Annotated in this window: 14 protein-coding genes; 10 read left to right on the forward strand and 4 right to left on the reverse strand. The window is 56.5% G+C overall.

Annotation, left to right across the window (positions count from 1 at the left end):
• Positions 1 to 27 precede the first annotated feature (27 nt).
• Both EDB95_RS02840 and EDB95_RS02845 read left to right on the forward strand, forming a co-directional pair.
• On the forward strand, positions 28 to 1,335 hold the full coding sequence (locus EDB95_RS02840) for a M48 family metallopeptidase (protein WP_133990377.1): 1,308 nt from the start codon (positions 28 to 30) through the stop codon (positions 1,333 to 1,335).
• 18 nt (positions 1,336 to 1,353) lie between these two features.
• A complete protein-coding gene (locus EDB95_RS02845; protein WP_133990379.1) occupies positions 1,354 to 2,907 on the forward strand; it encodes a DUF6770 family protein in 1,554 nt (517 codons plus the stop codon).
• A 65-nt stretch (positions 2,908 to 2,972) separates the two neighbouring features.
• On the opposite strand, the gene EDB95_RS02850 is transcribed toward EDB95_RS02845, so the two are convergent.
• Positions 2,973 to 3,557: a nitroreductase family protein gene (locus EDB95_RS02850; protein WP_133990381.1), complete on the reverse strand. Its 585-nt coding sequence runs from the start codon at positions 3,555 to 3,557 to the stop codon at positions 2,973 to 2,975.
• Positions 3,558 to 3,597: 40 nt separating this feature from the next.
• Here EDB95_RS02850 and EDB95_RS02855 point away from each other — a divergent pair, with 40 nt between their 5' ends.
• Genes EDB95_RS02855 through nagA form a run of 3 tightly spaced genes read left to right on the forward strand, consistent with a single transcriptional unit; the run spans position 3,598 to position 6,044 of the window.
• Entirely contained in the window at positions 3,598 to 4,071 is a 474-nt protein-coding gene (locus EDB95_RS02855; RefSeq protein ID WP_133990383.1) for a regulatory protein RecX, read from the forward strand.
• A gap of 9 nt (positions 4,072 to 4,080) precedes the next feature.
• The gene (locus EDB95_RS02860) at positions 4,081 to 4,875 is read left to right on the forward strand and encodes an amidohydrolase (protein ID WP_133990385.1); all 795 of its coding nucleotides are present in this window, start codon (positions 4,081 to 4,083) and stop codon (positions 4,873 to 4,875) included.
• A complete protein-coding gene (gene nagA / locus EDB95_RS02865) occupies positions 4,872 to 6,044 on the forward strand; it encodes an N-acetylglucosamine-6-phosphate deacetylase (RefSeq protein WP_133990387.1) in 1,173 nt (390 codons plus the stop codon). The genes EDB95_RS02860 and nagA overlap by 4 nt, the downstream gene beginning before the upstream one ends.
• Here nagA and EDB95_RS02870 read toward each other — a convergent pair.
• From EDB95_RS02870 to EDB95_RS02880, 3 genes are read right to left on the reverse strand one after another with little or no spacing between them, the layout of a single operon-like run.
• Positions 6,041 to 7,543 carry a S41 family peptidase gene (locus EDB95_RS02870; RefSeq protein ID WP_133990389.1) on the reverse strand — a complete coding sequence of 501 codons (1,503 nt, stop codon included), beginning with the start codon at positions 7,541 to 7,543 and terminating at the stop codon, positions 6,041 to 6,043. The genes nagA and EDB95_RS02870 overlap by 4 nt on opposite strands.
• 9 nt (positions 7,544 to 7,552) lie before the next feature.
• Positions 7,553 to 8,581, reverse strand: coding sequence for a thiamine-phosphate kinase (thiL, locus tag EDB95_RS02875; RefSeq protein ID WP_133990391.1), 1,029 nt, complete (start codon positions 8,579 to 8,581; stop codon positions 7,553 to 7,555).
• Positions 8,582 to 8,612: 31 nt separating this feature from the next.
• Positions 8,613 to 9,380, reverse strand: a complete 768-nt coding sequence (locus EDB95_RS02880; RefSeq protein ID WP_133990393.1) for an inositol monophosphatase family protein — start codon at positions 9,378 to 9,380, stop codon at positions 8,613 to 8,615.
• Positions 9,381 to 9,419: 39 nt separating this feature from the next.
• Between EDB95_RS02880 and EDB95_RS02885 the strand changes: the two genes are divergently transcribed.
• The 5 genes from EDB95_RS02885 (at position 9,420) to mtgA (ending at position 14,225) form a co-directional block, all read left to right on the forward strand.
• Positions 9,420 to 10,604, forward strand: coding sequence for a glycosyltransferase family 2 protein (locus tag EDB95_RS02885; protein WP_133990395.1), 1,185 nt, complete (start codon positions 9,420 to 9,422; stop codon positions 10,602 to 10,604).
• A gap of 65 nt (positions 10,605 to 10,669) precedes the next feature.
• Positions 10,670 to 12,193, forward strand: coding sequence for a GH3 family domain-containing protein (locus EDB95_RS02890; protein ID WP_133990397.1), 1,524 nt, complete (start codon positions 10,670 to 10,672; stop codon positions 12,191 to 12,193).
• Complete coding sequence (locus EDB95_RS02895; protein ID WP_133990399.1) at positions 12,190 to 12,822, forward strand: LysE family translocator; 633 nt, start codon at positions 12,190 to 12,192, stop codon at positions 12,820 to 12,822. The genes EDB95_RS02890 and EDB95_RS02895 overlap by 4 nt, the downstream gene beginning before the upstream one ends.
• A gap of 48 nt (positions 12,823 to 12,870) precedes the next feature.
• Entirely contained in the window at positions 12,871 to 13,446 is a 576-nt protein-coding gene (locus EDB95_RS02900) for a hypothetical protein (RefSeq protein WP_133990401.1), read from the forward strand.
• Between the two features lie 17 nt (positions 13,447 to 13,463).
• Positions 13,464 to 14,225: a monofunctional biosynthetic peptidoglycan transglycosylase gene (gene mtgA / locus EDB95_RS02905; protein WP_133990403.1), complete on the forward strand. Its 762-nt coding sequence runs from the start codon at positions 13,464 to 13,466 to the stop codon at positions 14,223 to 14,225.
• The last annotated feature ends 14 nt before the right edge of the window (positions 14,226 to 14,239 follow it).

The following is a 14,239-nucleotide window of genomic DNA, read 5'->3' on the forward strand; positions in this document are numbered from 1 at the left end:
ATTTGGATTCCAATATCCAGAACCCCAATGCCTACCCGAGCTTGTGCCTTGCTTTTGTGCCTTCTTTTGTCGCGTGCCTACGCACAAGCGCCCCTAAAATATACCCCTGCCAAAGACGACTCCCTTGCCCTGGAAGCCGACCTGTCCCGGGTCCAGGACCGGTACAAACAGGAAGTGGCCGCCCTGAAGGGAGCGAGTGCCAAACAGATCGCGGACATCTATAAAGAACGCTTCGACTACATCAAGGAGCAGTTCCATACAAAGGCTTTGTTGACGATGCCGCCGGCTCAGGCCTACCTAACGCGGTTACTGCACGAGATCGTAGCGGCCAATCCCGGGCTCCAAACTATCCCTATTGACATCTATTTTGCCAAAACCGGCATCCCCAACGCCTCCAGCATAGGAGATGGGGTCGTTGTTTTCAACCTGGGGTTGTTCGTCCGGATGGACAATGAAAGCGAAGCGGCCTTTGTGCTTTGTCACGAGCTTGCCCACGTCTACCTGAATCATTCCAACCAGTCTATTGCCCGGTATGTCGACAGGCTGAACTCAAAGGAAACGCAACGCGAGCTCCGGCACATCAAAAACGAACAATATAACAAACGGGCCGACGCAGAAGACCTCGCCAAGGCCCTTTCCTTTGACAACACCCGTCACGGCCGGGACCATGAATCCCAGGCCGACTCTATGGGCGTGGTCTTTATGAAGGCCACCCGGTTTGACCCAGCCGAAGCGATTACTTGTCTGGGCTTGCTGGACACCGTGGACAAGGACAACGCACCCATGGAGGTCAGCTTGCAAAACACCTTTGACAGCCCTCAATACCCGTTCCAACCCCGTTGGCTCCACCACGAAACCGGTTTACTGTCCGGGCATGCGACCATCGCCCTGGACACGGCCATGATGGACTCCCTGAAGACCCACCCGGATTGCCAGGTCAGAATAACGGCGCTTCGCCCCATGATCACCACAACGGGCCGGTCAAAGAATCCCATGGGCAAAACGGCCTTTGACAGCCTGAAAAAGATCCTGCCGTACGAGATTCTCCGGTACTATTACGACACGCACGACTACGCCCACTGCCTGATGACCGGTCTGGAGCTTTTGCAGACCCGGCCGGGTGATCCCTACATCGTCAGCATGATCGCCGGTGCGCTCAGCCGGATCTACGACGCTCAGAAAAACCACACCCTGGGCAGGATGGTCCCCCTCCCCTCGCCTTACTACAGCGCTTCTTTCGATACCCTGCTCCAATTCCTTCAAAACCTGCGTTTGGAGGAAATCAAAAACATACAACACTCTTTCATAGCCCGCTACCCCGGGATAACCTCTTAAAAAAATCCAGATCCCACCATGAACTACAAAAAACTGTTGGCGCTCCTGCCCCTGATGCTCGGCAGCATTGCCCTAAGTGCCCAAAGCAAGCTCAGCATCGACAACGTGTACAAAACCTATTTGCAGAACTCCGGTGCCATCTACCAGGAAGGCCAGATCAAAGGGTACTTCCTCTTTTATCAAAGCGACAAGGTCGACAAGCACACCAACGAGTACAGCCTGGACATCCTCGACCAGAACCTGAACAAGGTCAAGGAGATCAAGTTCGACGACAACAAAAAGGTCGACCTCCTCGAAGCCGCCTACAACGGCAACGCCCTTTTGTTCCTCTACAACGACCGGGAGAACAAGATCCTGTCCGCCAAAATCTACGGCGTGGACGGCACCCTCAAGTACACCTATACCCGGCCGCTCGACAAACGGACGGAGGCGTTTATCCAGAGCTATGACCCGTTCAAGAAAACCGACGACTATGTCAACACGAAGGTGTTTAGCTGCACCGACCAGGGCTTCACGCTGGTCCTCCCCCTCAAGGATGGCAGGCAGGAGACCTTCGAGATCGACTACTACAGCTCCGAAAAGCAGTACCAGTATGCGTACACTTCCGAAACCGAAGGCCGGTTCGAGCAAGCGGCCTACCTCGGCAACACCGACAGCCTGATCCTGGTGGAAGTGGAGCGGAAGGAACATCAGATGAGCGGTCAACCGCATTCCTCGGTCATGGCGGTGAACTATATCACGAAGAAAAAGGCCTTCGACATTGAAGACACCCGCGACAAATACAAATTCGTCCCCCTTTATTGCTCAAAATTCCGCCTGGAGAATGGGAATTTCCTGCTCATGGGCTCCTACTTCGACAAAAACGCCAATATCTTCAAGGACGCCAGCCTGGGGATTGCCATGTACAACGTCACCTCGACCGGTGACATCGTTTCTACGACCTTCAACTCCTGGGCGCAGGACATCAGCAAGTATCTCCCCCTGAATGAGAAAGGCAGGATCGATCATATCGGGTACCTGTTTTTCCACAATATGATACAAACCCCGGACGGCAACCTGTTTGCGGTAGGCGAAGGCTACAAGCGTACCGCCGACGCCATGGGGATTACCATGAATGTACTCGGAGGCGGAGGCGGAGCCGGGTACACCGAGATCAGGGTGACCGATATGGTCATCCTGAAATTCACCCCAGACTACAAAATCGCGGGGGCCACGATCCAGCAAAAGAACTACAATACGGTCCATACCGCGTTGGCGGACCTGAACAGTCAGCACCTGCTCGCCATGATCATCAAGTCTTATGGCGGTTTCGACTACGCCTTTACGACCACCGATCCGTCTTCCGGTAACTTTGACGTTTGCTACAGCGATTACGAAAAGGAGAAGGAATACCACGGGATGACCTTCCACTCGCTGCGGTATGACGGCAAAACCTTTACCGGCGACAAGATCGAACTGAAGACAAAAGCCTCCAACCAACGCGTTTTACCGGGCCAGCCGGGTTTCGTGATGGTCTATGAATACTTCAAAAAGGATAAGCGGATTGACCTCCGATTGGAAAAGTTAAACTAACCCACTACGTTCATAATGGCCCTTCGGGGGCCCTAAGTCAAAGCCTGTCGCACCTGCGGCAGGCTTTATTCTACCCACCTTACCTTCTGGGCCAGCGGCTTTATCCGTTGCCCGGGCGCAAGTGCACCTTCGGCATAGCCAAGGTATAGGAATCCCAGGAGTTTATCCGCTTCCTCCAGACCCAGGTATTCCTTCATGGACGGGTGATACGTCATCCCACCCGTACCCCAATACCCCGCCAGCCCCCGGGCGGCGGCACCAAGGAGGATATTCTGACCCGCACAGGCTGTCGAGGCCATTTCCTCCTGTTCAGGGATCTTCGTGTTGTCCCCCCGTTTCATACAAAGGGCGATGACGTGGCTGGTGGTTTTCCCCATGGCCTCCAGCTTTTCGTAGGCCGCCGTCGTAAACCGGTCGGCCGGGGTATTCAGCCGGTACAGCTCCGCGTGGTCCCGGCAGAATTCCCGGACCCCGTCCCCCGCAAATACCACGAAATACCAAGGTTCCGTGTGCGCGTGCGTCGGCGCCCAGTCCCCCAGTTCCAGCAGTTCCCGGACAACCGTGTCGGGTATCTTCTGCCCGTTCATCGAGGCGGGCTTTACCGTCCGCCGCCCGCGTATGATCTCTTCTATGGAAGTTGTTTTCGTCATAGGGCGCAAAGTTACTATTATCTTTGTCCTTTCAACGCCCATGCGCCCAGGTCGTCTATCCAAAGAACAAGCCCTTCAAAAACTCCGGCACTATTGCGCCTACCAGGAACGCTGCCACCAGGAAGCCAGGGAAAAGCTCTTTGGCTTCGGTCTCCGCGGGGAAGAAGTGGACGAGCTAATCTCGAAGCTGATCGAAGACAACTATCTTGACGAGGAGCGTTTCGCCGTCCAGTTTGCCGGCGGCAAGTTCCGCATGAAACAATGGGGCCGCCGCAAGATCGAAGCCGAGCTAAAGGCCCGCCAGGTGTCCACATACTGTATCCGAAAGGGGCTCGCCCAGATCCAGGCGGACGACTATCAAAAAACCTTGTCCAGGCTCGCGGAGGACAAATACAACGCGCTGTCCACGGAAGAGCCCTTCGTGGCCCGGGCCAAAACCATGTCCTACCTGCTCCAGAAGGGATACGAACCGGATCTGGCCTCGGCCGCCATAGACAACCTGGCAAAACCCTAAATTTGCCCCATGTCCACGCTCACTTTTACCCTGGTCCAGGCAAACCTTCGATGGGAAGACAAGGCCGCCAACCTGAAACACCTCGGCGACCTGATCGCCGGCCTCCGGGAAAAAACCGAGGTCGTCCTCCTGCCGGAGATGTTCACGACCGGGTTTAGCATGGACCCCGAAAGACTGGGCGAGTCCATGGACGGCCCAACGGTGGACTGGATTCGGCAAACCGCGGCGGCGAGAAAAATCGTGCTGGCCGGGAGCTTTATCGCTACGGACAACGGCGAACACTACAACCGGCTCGTCTGGATGCTCCCCAACGGACAATACGGCTGCTATGACAAAAGACACCTCTTTGCCTACGCAGACGAGGACCAACACTATGCCCCGGGTGCCAAGCGGTTGATTGCTTCCGTCAAGGGATGGAAAATCAACCTCCAGGTATGCTACGACCTGCGCTTCCCGGTCTGGGCGCGCAACCGGATCGACACCAACGGCCAGCCCGAATACGACGTCCTGGTCTATGTCGCCAACTGGCCCGAACGCCGGAACCTTGCCTGGAAAACACTTCTCCGGGCGCGGGCGATCGAGAACCAGTGCTTTGTCATCGGCGTCAACCGGGTGGGCAGGGACGGCAAGGACATCGCCTATTCCGGAGACTCCATGGTCATCGATCCCCAGGGAGACATCCTGTATCACCGCGAAGGCATCGAAGACACCTACACCATCACCCTTGATAAAACGCGCCTGGAAGAAACCCGCGGACGGTTTCCCTTTCTCCGGGACGCGGACGAATTCACCATCGCACCATGAAAACCATCTTCTACAACGGCACCATCCACACCGGCACGAAAACGCTGACCGGGCATGTCCTCGTCACCGCCGGGGCCACGATCCGGGAAATCCGGCCCGCGGAGAGCCTCGCCGAGAGCCCCGCAGACGGCTACGCGCAGTCTACCGCCGCGCAACCCGGCGCCGGGTCCGAACCCCCTCGCCTCATCGACCTCGCCGGCGGCCACCTCGCCCCCGCGTTCATCGACCTCCAGCTCTACGGCGGCCTTGATCACCTCTTCTCCGACCACCCCAGCGTAACAGCCATAGACGCCACGTATCGTTATTGTCTCCAGGGCGGCGCGGCCTATTTCCAACCCACGATGGCCACTCAAACGGATGCCCTCATGGAACAAGCGATAGCCGCCGTAAGAGCTTATAAGACCGGTGGCGGCAAGGGGGTGCTGGGGTTACACCTGGAAGGCCCGTACATCAACCCGGTCAAACGGGGCGCCCACCGCGAGGAATATATCCAGCGTCCCGACGCTAAAAAACTGCAAGCCCTTTTGGACAAATCGGGTGGATTCCTGACCATGATGACCCTGGCCCCCGAACGCTGCGACGAAGAGATCGTACGCCAGTTGGCGGAGGCAGGAGTAGTCGTGTCCGCCGGCCACACCAACGCCACCTACGAAGAAGCCCAAAAAGGATTCTCCTGGGGTATCCCCGCGGCGACCCACCTGTTCAACGCCATGAGCCCGCTCAGTCACCGGGCACCCGGCATGGTCGGTGCGCTCCTCCACGACACCCCCGTGCCCGTGAGCGTTGTCGCCGACGGGCACCACGTGGATTTTGCAGTCATAGCCATCGCCAAACGCCTGTTGGGGGAAAAGCTATTCCTGATCACCGACGCCGTCACCGAAAACCAGCAGGGCAGCTATCAACACCAGCTTCAGGGAGATAAATACATCCTCCCCGACGGGACCCTGTCGGGTTCGGCCCTGACCATGATCAAGGCGGTACAAAATTGCGTGGAGCACATCGGGATCCCCCTGGACGAGGCGCTGCGCATGGCGTCGCTCTATCCCGCACGGGTCATGGGCCTGGAAGCGCGGCTGGGGACGATCGCGCCCAACAAGGAGGCGACGCTGGTTTGGTTTGACGACAACTACGAGGTGAAAAAGGTGTTCGTCTCCGGGGAACCAGCTTAATACCGCGCCACCGGCAACCCCACGAGCTCCAGCACCTTCCGCATCTTCGGATCCACCGACCCGCGAATATCCGCGGTCGTCGGTATGACTTCTATATCCGGCAGCACACCCCGCCCATCCTTTGGAAAAGTATGGTTGATCACCATCCGGAACAACGGTAACGACACCCGCAGCCGGGTGCCCGGCAGGGTTACGTCGGGGATATAGATCCCGTCGTTCCCATAGTATCCCCCACCCGTTTCTTCGCCCAGGACGGTGACGTCCGGGGAACCCTTCATATTGGCGGTAAAGATGGAAGCCGCGGAAAACGTAAACCCGCCCGTGAGGATAAAGACGTGCCCCTGGTAATGATCCCTTTTGATGGGGTGATACCGTTTGCCTTCGAGGCTCGTAAAGTGATAAAAGCCGTCGTCGCGTTTGCGCGTCAGAAAGGTCATACCCAGCTGCGGCAGGAAGGTCTTGTCCATATACCGTTTGTAGGATATATGACGCGTTGCCGCATACACGGAGTCCATGAAGACAAAGTCGTCCGGTTTCAGGTAACGCGCCAGGAGGACGGCATTGGACAGTTGTCCGCCTGAATTGGTCCTGAGGTCGATGACGAGGTTGGGGATTTTTTCCTTGCGAAGGATTTCAAAGCTTTGACGCACGAAATTCTCGCGAAGGCCGTCGTCAAAAGTGCGGAGGGTGAGGACCGCGAGCTTGCCGGAGCTGTCGATGTGCAGGGAACGCACCTGCTCCAGCTCTTCCTTTTTCGACAACCGGAAAGGCGCACCCATTTCCCAGATCTTGAGGGCCTCGGCCAGGGTTGTATCTTTTTGAAGGTCGTACGCCTTTACGGGAGCAGTGAACGCCCCGCGTCCCGGCCGCTCCACGCTCACCCGGTACATGGAGTCCGAACCGAAAACCGCCTGGTACCAAAGTGGGAAGTCCCCGCTGATGCGCTGGTAGGCAAAATTATAACAAAAGCCATCCACGGAGAAAAAGCCGCGAAGGCTGTCGATTAAAGTGGCAGCGGGTATCCCGTTGATGGCAGTGATGACGTCTCCCGCCTTAAAGGTGGTATCCTTTAGATAAGGGCTGAAAACGAGGGCGAGCGAGGGCTGACCAGGGTTACCTAATATTTTCACCTGGAACGGGAACTGGGGCGCCGGGTGCCGGTTGAGATAGTCCTCATACTGCAAAGAGTACCGTACCCCTGTATGCCCGCAACGGATGTGCGCCAGGGCCGCGGCGACCAGGTTTCGGAAGGCGGCCTCGGTCATCGGCCCCTGAATGCGGGCGTCGGCCTGGTGGAAAAAATAATGGATGCTGTCCGAAGGCGTGTACCAGTAAAGGCTCGGGTGATCCGCCGCCATGATGTTTTCCAGGAGGTGGAAATCCCGGTGCAGGACCTCCGGGCTATACGTTTGTTCCGGGGTGTAAGAGGCAACCCTCTTCGCAGCGCAACCCACGAGCAGGAAAACGGTTAGGGGGAAAAAAAGGATACGGTAAGCCATTATGTTGGTTTAAAATGCCTTCCAACCCTGCGCGGTAATCGGGTATTTGTTCCCGCCCCTGGTCACGATGTGCACCCCTTCCGCAGCGTCGGTCACATAGCCGATCACGCTGATCTGTTCGCTCAGGACGATCTTTTCATAGTCGGCCTGGGGAACGGTAAACAACAGCTCGTAGTCCTCGCCCCCGCTCAACGCGCAGGCGGTCGGATCCAGCTCCAGTTTAAAAGCAAATTGCCGGCTCTCCTCGTGGATGGGGAGTTTGTCCTCATATATCACGCACCCTACGCCGCTGCGTTTGCAGATGTGCAGGAGCTCGCTCGACAAACCGTCGCTGATGTCCATCATGGCCGTCGGCCGTATGTGCTGGGCGCCTAAGAACTCGATGATGTCCCGGCGCGCCTCCGGTTTTAGCAACCGCCCGATGATATGCCGCTGTCCCTCCAGGTCCGGCTGAACCTGGGGCGATTCCATGAATATACGCTTTTCCCGTTCCAGAAGCGTCAAACCCAAAAAGGCGGCGCCCAGGTCTCCACTGACACAGATAAGATCCCCCTTGCCCGCTCCGCTCCGGGTCACATATTGCCCGGGGTCCACCTCTCCTATGGCCGTGACGCTGATCAGCAGGCCCTTTTGGGAAGCACTCGTGTCACCACCCACCAGGTCCACCCCGTAGCGGCTGCAGGCCGCATACACCCCTTCGTACAACTCGTCGATCGCCTCCAGGGAAAACCGGTTGCTAAAAGCCAGGCTGAATGTAACCTGGGTGGGTGTGGCGTTCATGGCATAGACGTCGCTTAGGTTGACCACGATGCTTTTATACCCCAGGTGACGCAAGGGGGTATAGGCAAGGTCGAAGTGGATCCCCTCCACCAGGAGGTCGGTAGTGACAACGGTTTCCTTGCCAAAGTGGTCAAGGACGGCCGCGTCGTCGCCCACCCCCAATATCGAAGAGGCGTTCTGGAATTCGATATTCCGGGTGAGGTGTTCGATCAGGCCGAATTCACCTAAATCTGCTATTTCAGTTCGCGTGTCCGCCATAATTTCAAATTGTGTGCGCCGAAGGCGCGCCCTAGCCGTTTACCCACCGTAACATTTCCTCGTGTATAATCCCATTGGTGGCGATGATCCCGGGTTGATAGGGTGAATAGGGGCCACCCGTAAAATCCGTTACCCTTCCCCCTGCTTCTTCCACGATCAGAAAGCCCGCGGCACTATCCCAGGCCTGGAGCTTGTGTTCATAGAAAGCATCGAAACGGCCCGCCGCCACCCAACACAGGTCGATCGCCGCCGAGCCCAGGCGCCGCATGGGAACACCCCTGCGGATAAACCGTTCGAACACCTGGAGGGGGCCGTTCGGCGAATCCAGATAGGTATACGGGAACCCCGTCACCACACAACTCCGGGCCACTTCCTTCTGCGCGCTCACGTGGATAGGCCGGTCATTCAAGGTCGCGCCCTTTCCCCGTTCCGCAAAAAAGAACTCGTGTAAAAAGGGATTATATACAGCCCCCATGATCATCTGTCCGTCTTTTTCCAGGGCGATACTCACGCAACACAGGGGGATACCGTTGGCAAAATTCACGGTCCCGTCGATGGGGTCGATGATCCATTTGTAGGAGGCATTCCCTGGAAGGGCGCCTACTTCTTCACTCAGGATGTGATGATCCGGAAAGGACGCCCGGATCACCTCCACGATAGCTGCTTCCGACTCTTTGTCCGCCTGGGTCACCAGGTCGTTAATGTTCGACTTATGGGAAACCTCAAAGGTTCCGTTGAAGTAGTGTTTTAGAATCCTTGAACCCGCCTCAGAAGCCTCCAGTAATGTTGTACGCAGCATGGGACAAATATACGCCCGAATTCTTATGTTTGCCCTTGCATGGAGCTTTCGGTCATTATCGTCAGTTACAATGTAAAGGCTTACCTCGAACAATGCCTTTACACCCTCAGCCGGGCCACGCGCTCCCTGGACGCCGAGATTTGGGTGGTGGACAACGCTTCCACGGACGGAACGGCCGCCTGGCTGACCGCCGCCTGGCCCCAGGTCCGGTGCCTGGCCCTGGACGAAAATATAGGTTACGCCCGCGCCAACAACCTCCCGCTGGACAATGTCCGGGGCAAATACATTTTGTACCTCAACCCGGATACCCTTCTGGAAGAACAAGGTCTCCGGCAATGCCTCGCTTTTTTGGACACCCAGACGGACGCGGGCGCCCTCGGAGTCCGGATGATCAACGGGTTTGGCGCCTTTTTACGCGAGTCAAAGCGGGGCAGGTCCAGCGTTGCCGCTTCCTTCTTTAAAATGACCGGCCTTGCCGATCGTTTCCCAAAAAACCGCTGGTTCTCCTCTTATTATGCAGGGCACATCGACGACCGTGAGACCCACGCCGTACCCGTGCTCAGCGGTGCCTTTTTGATGGCGCGCACCGAACTGATCCAGGGAATCGGTGGCTTCGACGAGCGTTTCTTTATGTTCGGTGAGGATATCGACCTGAGCTACCGGATCCGTAAGGCGGGCTGGCAAAACTATTACTACACCGGCACTACGCTGATCCACTTCAAGGGGCAAAGCACACAAAAAGACAGCGACGACTACCGCCGGCACTTCTTTGGCGCGATGACTCTTTTTGTCCGTAAGTACTACGGGGGTCCCCTTGCATTCCTGTACCGGGGCTTTATTCAGGCGGGCATTCTTTTCCAGAAGGCCCGGTTCCGCCCGCCCCGGTCCCCACACTGGACACCGGACAGTGCCCGTTCCTCCTGGCTCCTCGTCGGTTCGAACCGCGACCTGCAGGCCTTCCTGGAACGCTATGCGCATAAGGACATTTTTTTTATGACCCTGGACTCCGAACGCAGTGACCTTCGGGATATTCGCCGCCACATGGGCTTCGACGGCAGTACGCCCATCCTGTTTTGCATAGGCGACCTGGCCTATGGCCCCGTAATCAAATGGATGGACCGGGAAGGCTGGGAAGCACCCTGTTTTTTCCACCACAGGGACAGCGGCAGCATTATTGGGCCTGATAAGGAGTGGCCGGTGCCTTTTAGTCCCCGGACGCTCTGAGGCCCCCTTTTTTGAATAAATACCGTACGTTTGTAGCTCAAAAAACAATAAAGCAACAAGCGAGGATGGCCCTATTGGAGTTTAAATTACCCAAGAATCTAACGAAAGCGCTCAAGATCACCACGTATTCCCCCAAACGCCAACAAGTGCGGGTGCTGAAGAAATTGCTGAAAAAGGCGCGTTTTACCGAATTCGGGCAGAAGTATCGTTTTGACGAGCTCCTGCTGGCCAAAAATCCGACCAAAAAATTCCAGGAATACGTCCCTACGTACAATTACAACAAGATCTACGCGGAATGGTGGCACAAAACGCTCGAAGGTAAACCCGACATCTGCTGGCCGGGTGTGATCAAGTATTTCGCCCTTTCCAGCGGAACCAGCGAGGCCGCCAGTAAGTATATCCCCATCACCAAAGACATCATCCGCGCCAATAAGACCACCATGGTCCGGCACTTCCTGACCCTTACGGGCTACCAGGATATCCCTGTCAAATCGATCGGTAAAGGTTGGCTGATGCTGGGCGGCACCACCGACCTTCAAAAAGGCCCGACCTACTATGCAGGAGACCTGAGTGGTATTTCCGCCACCAAGGTGCCTTTTTGGTTCCAGCCTTTTTACAAACCCGGTAAAAGCATTTCCAAAACCAAAGACTGGAACCTCAAGCTCGACAAGATCGTGGAAGAGGCACCCAACTGGGATATCGGCTTTGTGGTGGGTGTCCCCGCATGGATACAGATGGTTATGGAGAAGATCATCGAACGCCACCACCTGAAGACCATCCACGATGTATGGCCCAACCTGGCATTTTTCGTACACGGGGGTGTTGCCTTCGAACCGTACAAAAAAGGATTTGAACGCCTCCTGGCCAAACCCCTGACTTATATCGAGACCTACCTGGCCTCCGAAGGTTTTATCGCCTACCAGGACAAACAAAACGGCAAGGGGATGAAGCTGGTCACGGGGAACAATATCTTTTTCGAGTTCGTCCCCTTCGACGACCAGAACTTCGACAGTGAAGGCAATATGGTCGAGGGCGCCCGCGTCCTTCTCCTGAGTGAAGTGGAGGAAGACAAGGACTACGCCATTCTCCTGAGCACCAATGCCGGCACCTGGCGTTACCTCATCGGCGACACCGTCCGGTTTGTCGACAAACAGCGGGCGGAGATCATCATCACGGGCCGGACCAAACACTTCCTCAGCCTCGTGGGAGAACACCTCAGCGTGGACAATATGAACAAGGCCGTCCAGTTGGTGGCTGGGGAGCTCAACCTCTCCATCCCCGAATTCACAGTAGCCGGTGAACCCCATGGTACCTTTTTCGCCCACCACTGGTACGTCGCCTGTGACGAGCACGTGGACAAGGAGCTGTTGCGCAACCGTATCGATCAAACCCTGAAGGACCTTAACGACGACTATGCCGTGGAACGCGACAGCGCCCTGAAAAACGTTTACTTAGACGTCCTGCCCGAGGAAAAGTTTCTGGCTTTCCTTCGCCACAAGGGCAAGATCGGCGGCCAGCACAAGTTCCCCCGTGTCCTGAAGGGCAAGATGCACCAGGACTGGCGGGAATTCTTAAAAACCGGCGCATGATCACCGCTTTGTTGAAGGGATTGTTCCTGGGCCTCATGTTGATGATCTCGGTCGGACCCGTGATCTTCTCCATCATCAAGCATAGTCTCAACAACGGCCACAAGGGAGGGATTGCCTTCGTCCTCGGCGTATCGGCCAGCGACATCACCATCGTCGTCCTCAGCAATGCCTTTACCGAAGTCTTTGATTCGATCAAACGGTACGCCAACGAACTCGGCATCGTTGGTTCCTGCTTCTTAGCGGCGCTGGGCATCTACTTCCTTTTTTTCAAAAAAATCCAGACCGAAGAGGAAAGCGTCCAGCTCACCATTTTCCGCAAACGGGATTATGCGCGGATTTTCTTGTCCGGTTTTTTCATGAACAGCCTCAACCCCGGGGTGCTCCTGTTCTGGTTCGTGACGGCCAGCGCCACCGCGACTATGACCCTGACCGATAAGATCATCCTGTTCTCCACCTGTCTCGTCATGGTGCTCGCCGCCGACCTGGCCAAGGTCTTTCTGGCCAACCGCATCCGCCCCCGCCTGACCAGACATAATATCCACCTGATCAATCGAATATCGGGGCTGATCCTGATCGGTTTCGGGGTCGCCTTGTTGTACGGCATCCTTTTTCTCCACCCCGTACATTAACAAAGTTTTACGCTTGTAGGCGAAAAAGGCCGCCTATATTTACGCACGATGAGGTTCCCCATCCTACTCACGTTTCTGCTGACGCTTCACCTGGCAACCCACGCCCAGATCTCTGGGGTGATCGCGCTAAAACGCCACAACGTCACCGTCCAGCGCTATTATGCCAACCGCAGTTCCTTCACCTTTATCAACCAGGACGGGCAGCGTATTACCGGGGTCGTGGCAGGGGGGGCCAAAGACACCATTTACCTCCGTTTTTACGACGTCCGCCAGGGCGTAAATATGTTGGGGCTTCCCACCTGGGACACGTTGACAAACTACCCCGTCCCCTTTGCCATATCCGAGATCAAAGAGGTTGTCCGTGACCGGACCAGCCTCAACTATGCCGCCGACGGCTCTATCCTGATCGCCGCCGGGGTCGGTCTCCAGGTGCTGGAGGTCGTTAACGGAGCCTATATGCACCAGGACGCCAAAGACTGGCTGACCGGCGGCTCGTTTCTAACCAGCGTCGGCCTGGCCGGGTTGGGCGCCTGGCTGATTACGCTTCAGACAAAACACTATCGCATAGGGAAAAAATACCATCTCGAATACTACGGGTTTTCCGCACCCCCGGCTAAGGGATAAATATTATATTGCGGGAGATGACACAGCCATCCAAGTCCTCCCCTCCTACAAAAAACCGTTTTAAGGGCATCGTACCCCGTGCCTGGCGATTTGCCAAAAGACTTTTTCTCATCCTTTTTATCGCCCAGTTGATCTACATCTTTTTGCTGAAGTGGATCTATCCCCCTATCACCATGACCCAGTTCGGCGACATGGTCTATGGCTGGTTCCACGACTATGGGTTCCACAGGGACTACGTCAGCGAAGCCGATATTTCCCCCAACGCCCGCCTCGCGGTCATGGCCTCCGAAGACCAGCTTTTCCCGGAACACGGGGGCTTTGACTGGAAAAACATAGAAAAAGCGGAAAAGTACAACCAGAAACACCCCGGCCGTGTCCACGGGGCCAGCACCATCAGCCAGCAAACCGCCAAAAACGTCTTTCTCTGGCAGGGACGCAACTACATCCGGAAAGGGCTGGAGGTCTATTTCACCAAAATGATCGAGTGGACCTGGGGCAAACGCCGCATCCTGAATACCTACCTCAACGTGATCCAGATGGGTCAGGGGATCTACGGCATCGAAGCCGCGTCCCAGCACTATTTCCACAAACCCGCCAAAAGCCTGAGCCGGGCCCAGGCCGCCCTGATCGCCGCCTGCCTCCCCAATCCCGTCCGCTTCCGGGTGGATGCGCCCACACCTTACGTGTTGGCCCGTCAGCACTGGATTCTGACCCAGATGTCCGCCCTTGAAAACGACGACGACGTGGCGGCGCTCGTGGATAACCCGGCCTCGAAGTAACGGCGCGTGGCGGC

The organism is Dinghuibacter silviterrae, assembly GCF_004366355.1.
GTDB lineage: Bacteria > Bacteroidota > Bacteroidia > Chitinophagales > Chitinophagaceae > Dinghuibacter > Dinghuibacter silviterrae.

Bases quoted from the DNA above. Each gene is read 5' to 3' on its own strand.
- EDB95_RS02840 (WP_133990377.1), top strand. From the start codon at position 28: ATGCCTACCCGAGCTTGTGCCTTGCTTTTGTGCCTTCTTTTGTCGCGT.
- EDB95_RS02845 (WP_133990379.1), top strand. From the start codon at position 1,354: ATGAACTACAAAAAACTGTTGGCGCTCCTGCCCCTGATGCTCGGCAGC.
- EDB95_RS02850 (WP_133990381.1), bottom strand. From the start codon at position 3,557: ATGACGAAAACAACTTCCATAGAAGAGATCATACGCGGGCGGCGGACG.
- EDB95_RS02855 (WP_133990383.1), top strand. From the start codon at position 3,598: ATGCGCCCAGGTCGTCTATCCAAAGAACAAGCCCTTCAAAAACTCCGG.
- EDB95_RS02860 (WP_133990385.1), top strand. From the start codon at position 4,081: ATGTCCACGCTCACTTTTACCCTGGTCCAGGCAAACCTTCGATGGGAA.
- nagA (WP_133990387.1), top strand. From the start codon at position 4,872: ATGAAAACCATCTTCTACAACGGCACCATCCACACCGGCACGAAAACG.
- EDB95_RS02870 (WP_133990389.1), bottom strand. From the start codon at position 7,543: ATGGCTTACCGTATCCTTTTTTTCCCCCTAACCGTTTTCCTGCTCGTG.
- thiL (WP_133990391.1), bottom strand. From the start codon at position 8,581: ATGGCGGACACGCGAACTGAAATAGCAGATTTAGGTGAATTCGGCCTG.
- EDB95_RS02880 (WP_133990393.1), bottom strand. From the start codon at position 9,380: ATGCTGCGTACAACATTACTGGAGGCTTCTGAGGCGGGTTCAAGGATT.
- EDB95_RS02885 (WP_133990395.1), top strand. From the start codon at position 9,420: ATGGAGCTTTCGGTCATTATCGTCAGTTACAATGTAAAGGCTTACCTC.
- EDB95_RS02890 (WP_133990397.1), top strand. From the start codon at position 10,670: ATGGCCCTATTGGAGTTTAAATTACCCAAGAATCTAACGAAAGCGCTC.
- EDB95_RS02895 (WP_133990399.1), top strand. From the start codon at position 12,190: ATGATCACCGCTTTGTTGAAGGGATTGTTCCTGGGCCTCATGTTGATG.
- EDB95_RS02900 (WP_133990401.1), top strand. From the start codon at position 12,871: ATGAGGTTCCCCATCCTACTCACGTTTCTGCTGACGCTTCACCTGGCA.
- mtgA (WP_133990403.1), top strand. From the start codon at position 13,464: ATGACACAGCCATCCAAGTCCTCCCCTCCTACAAAAAACCGTTTTAAG.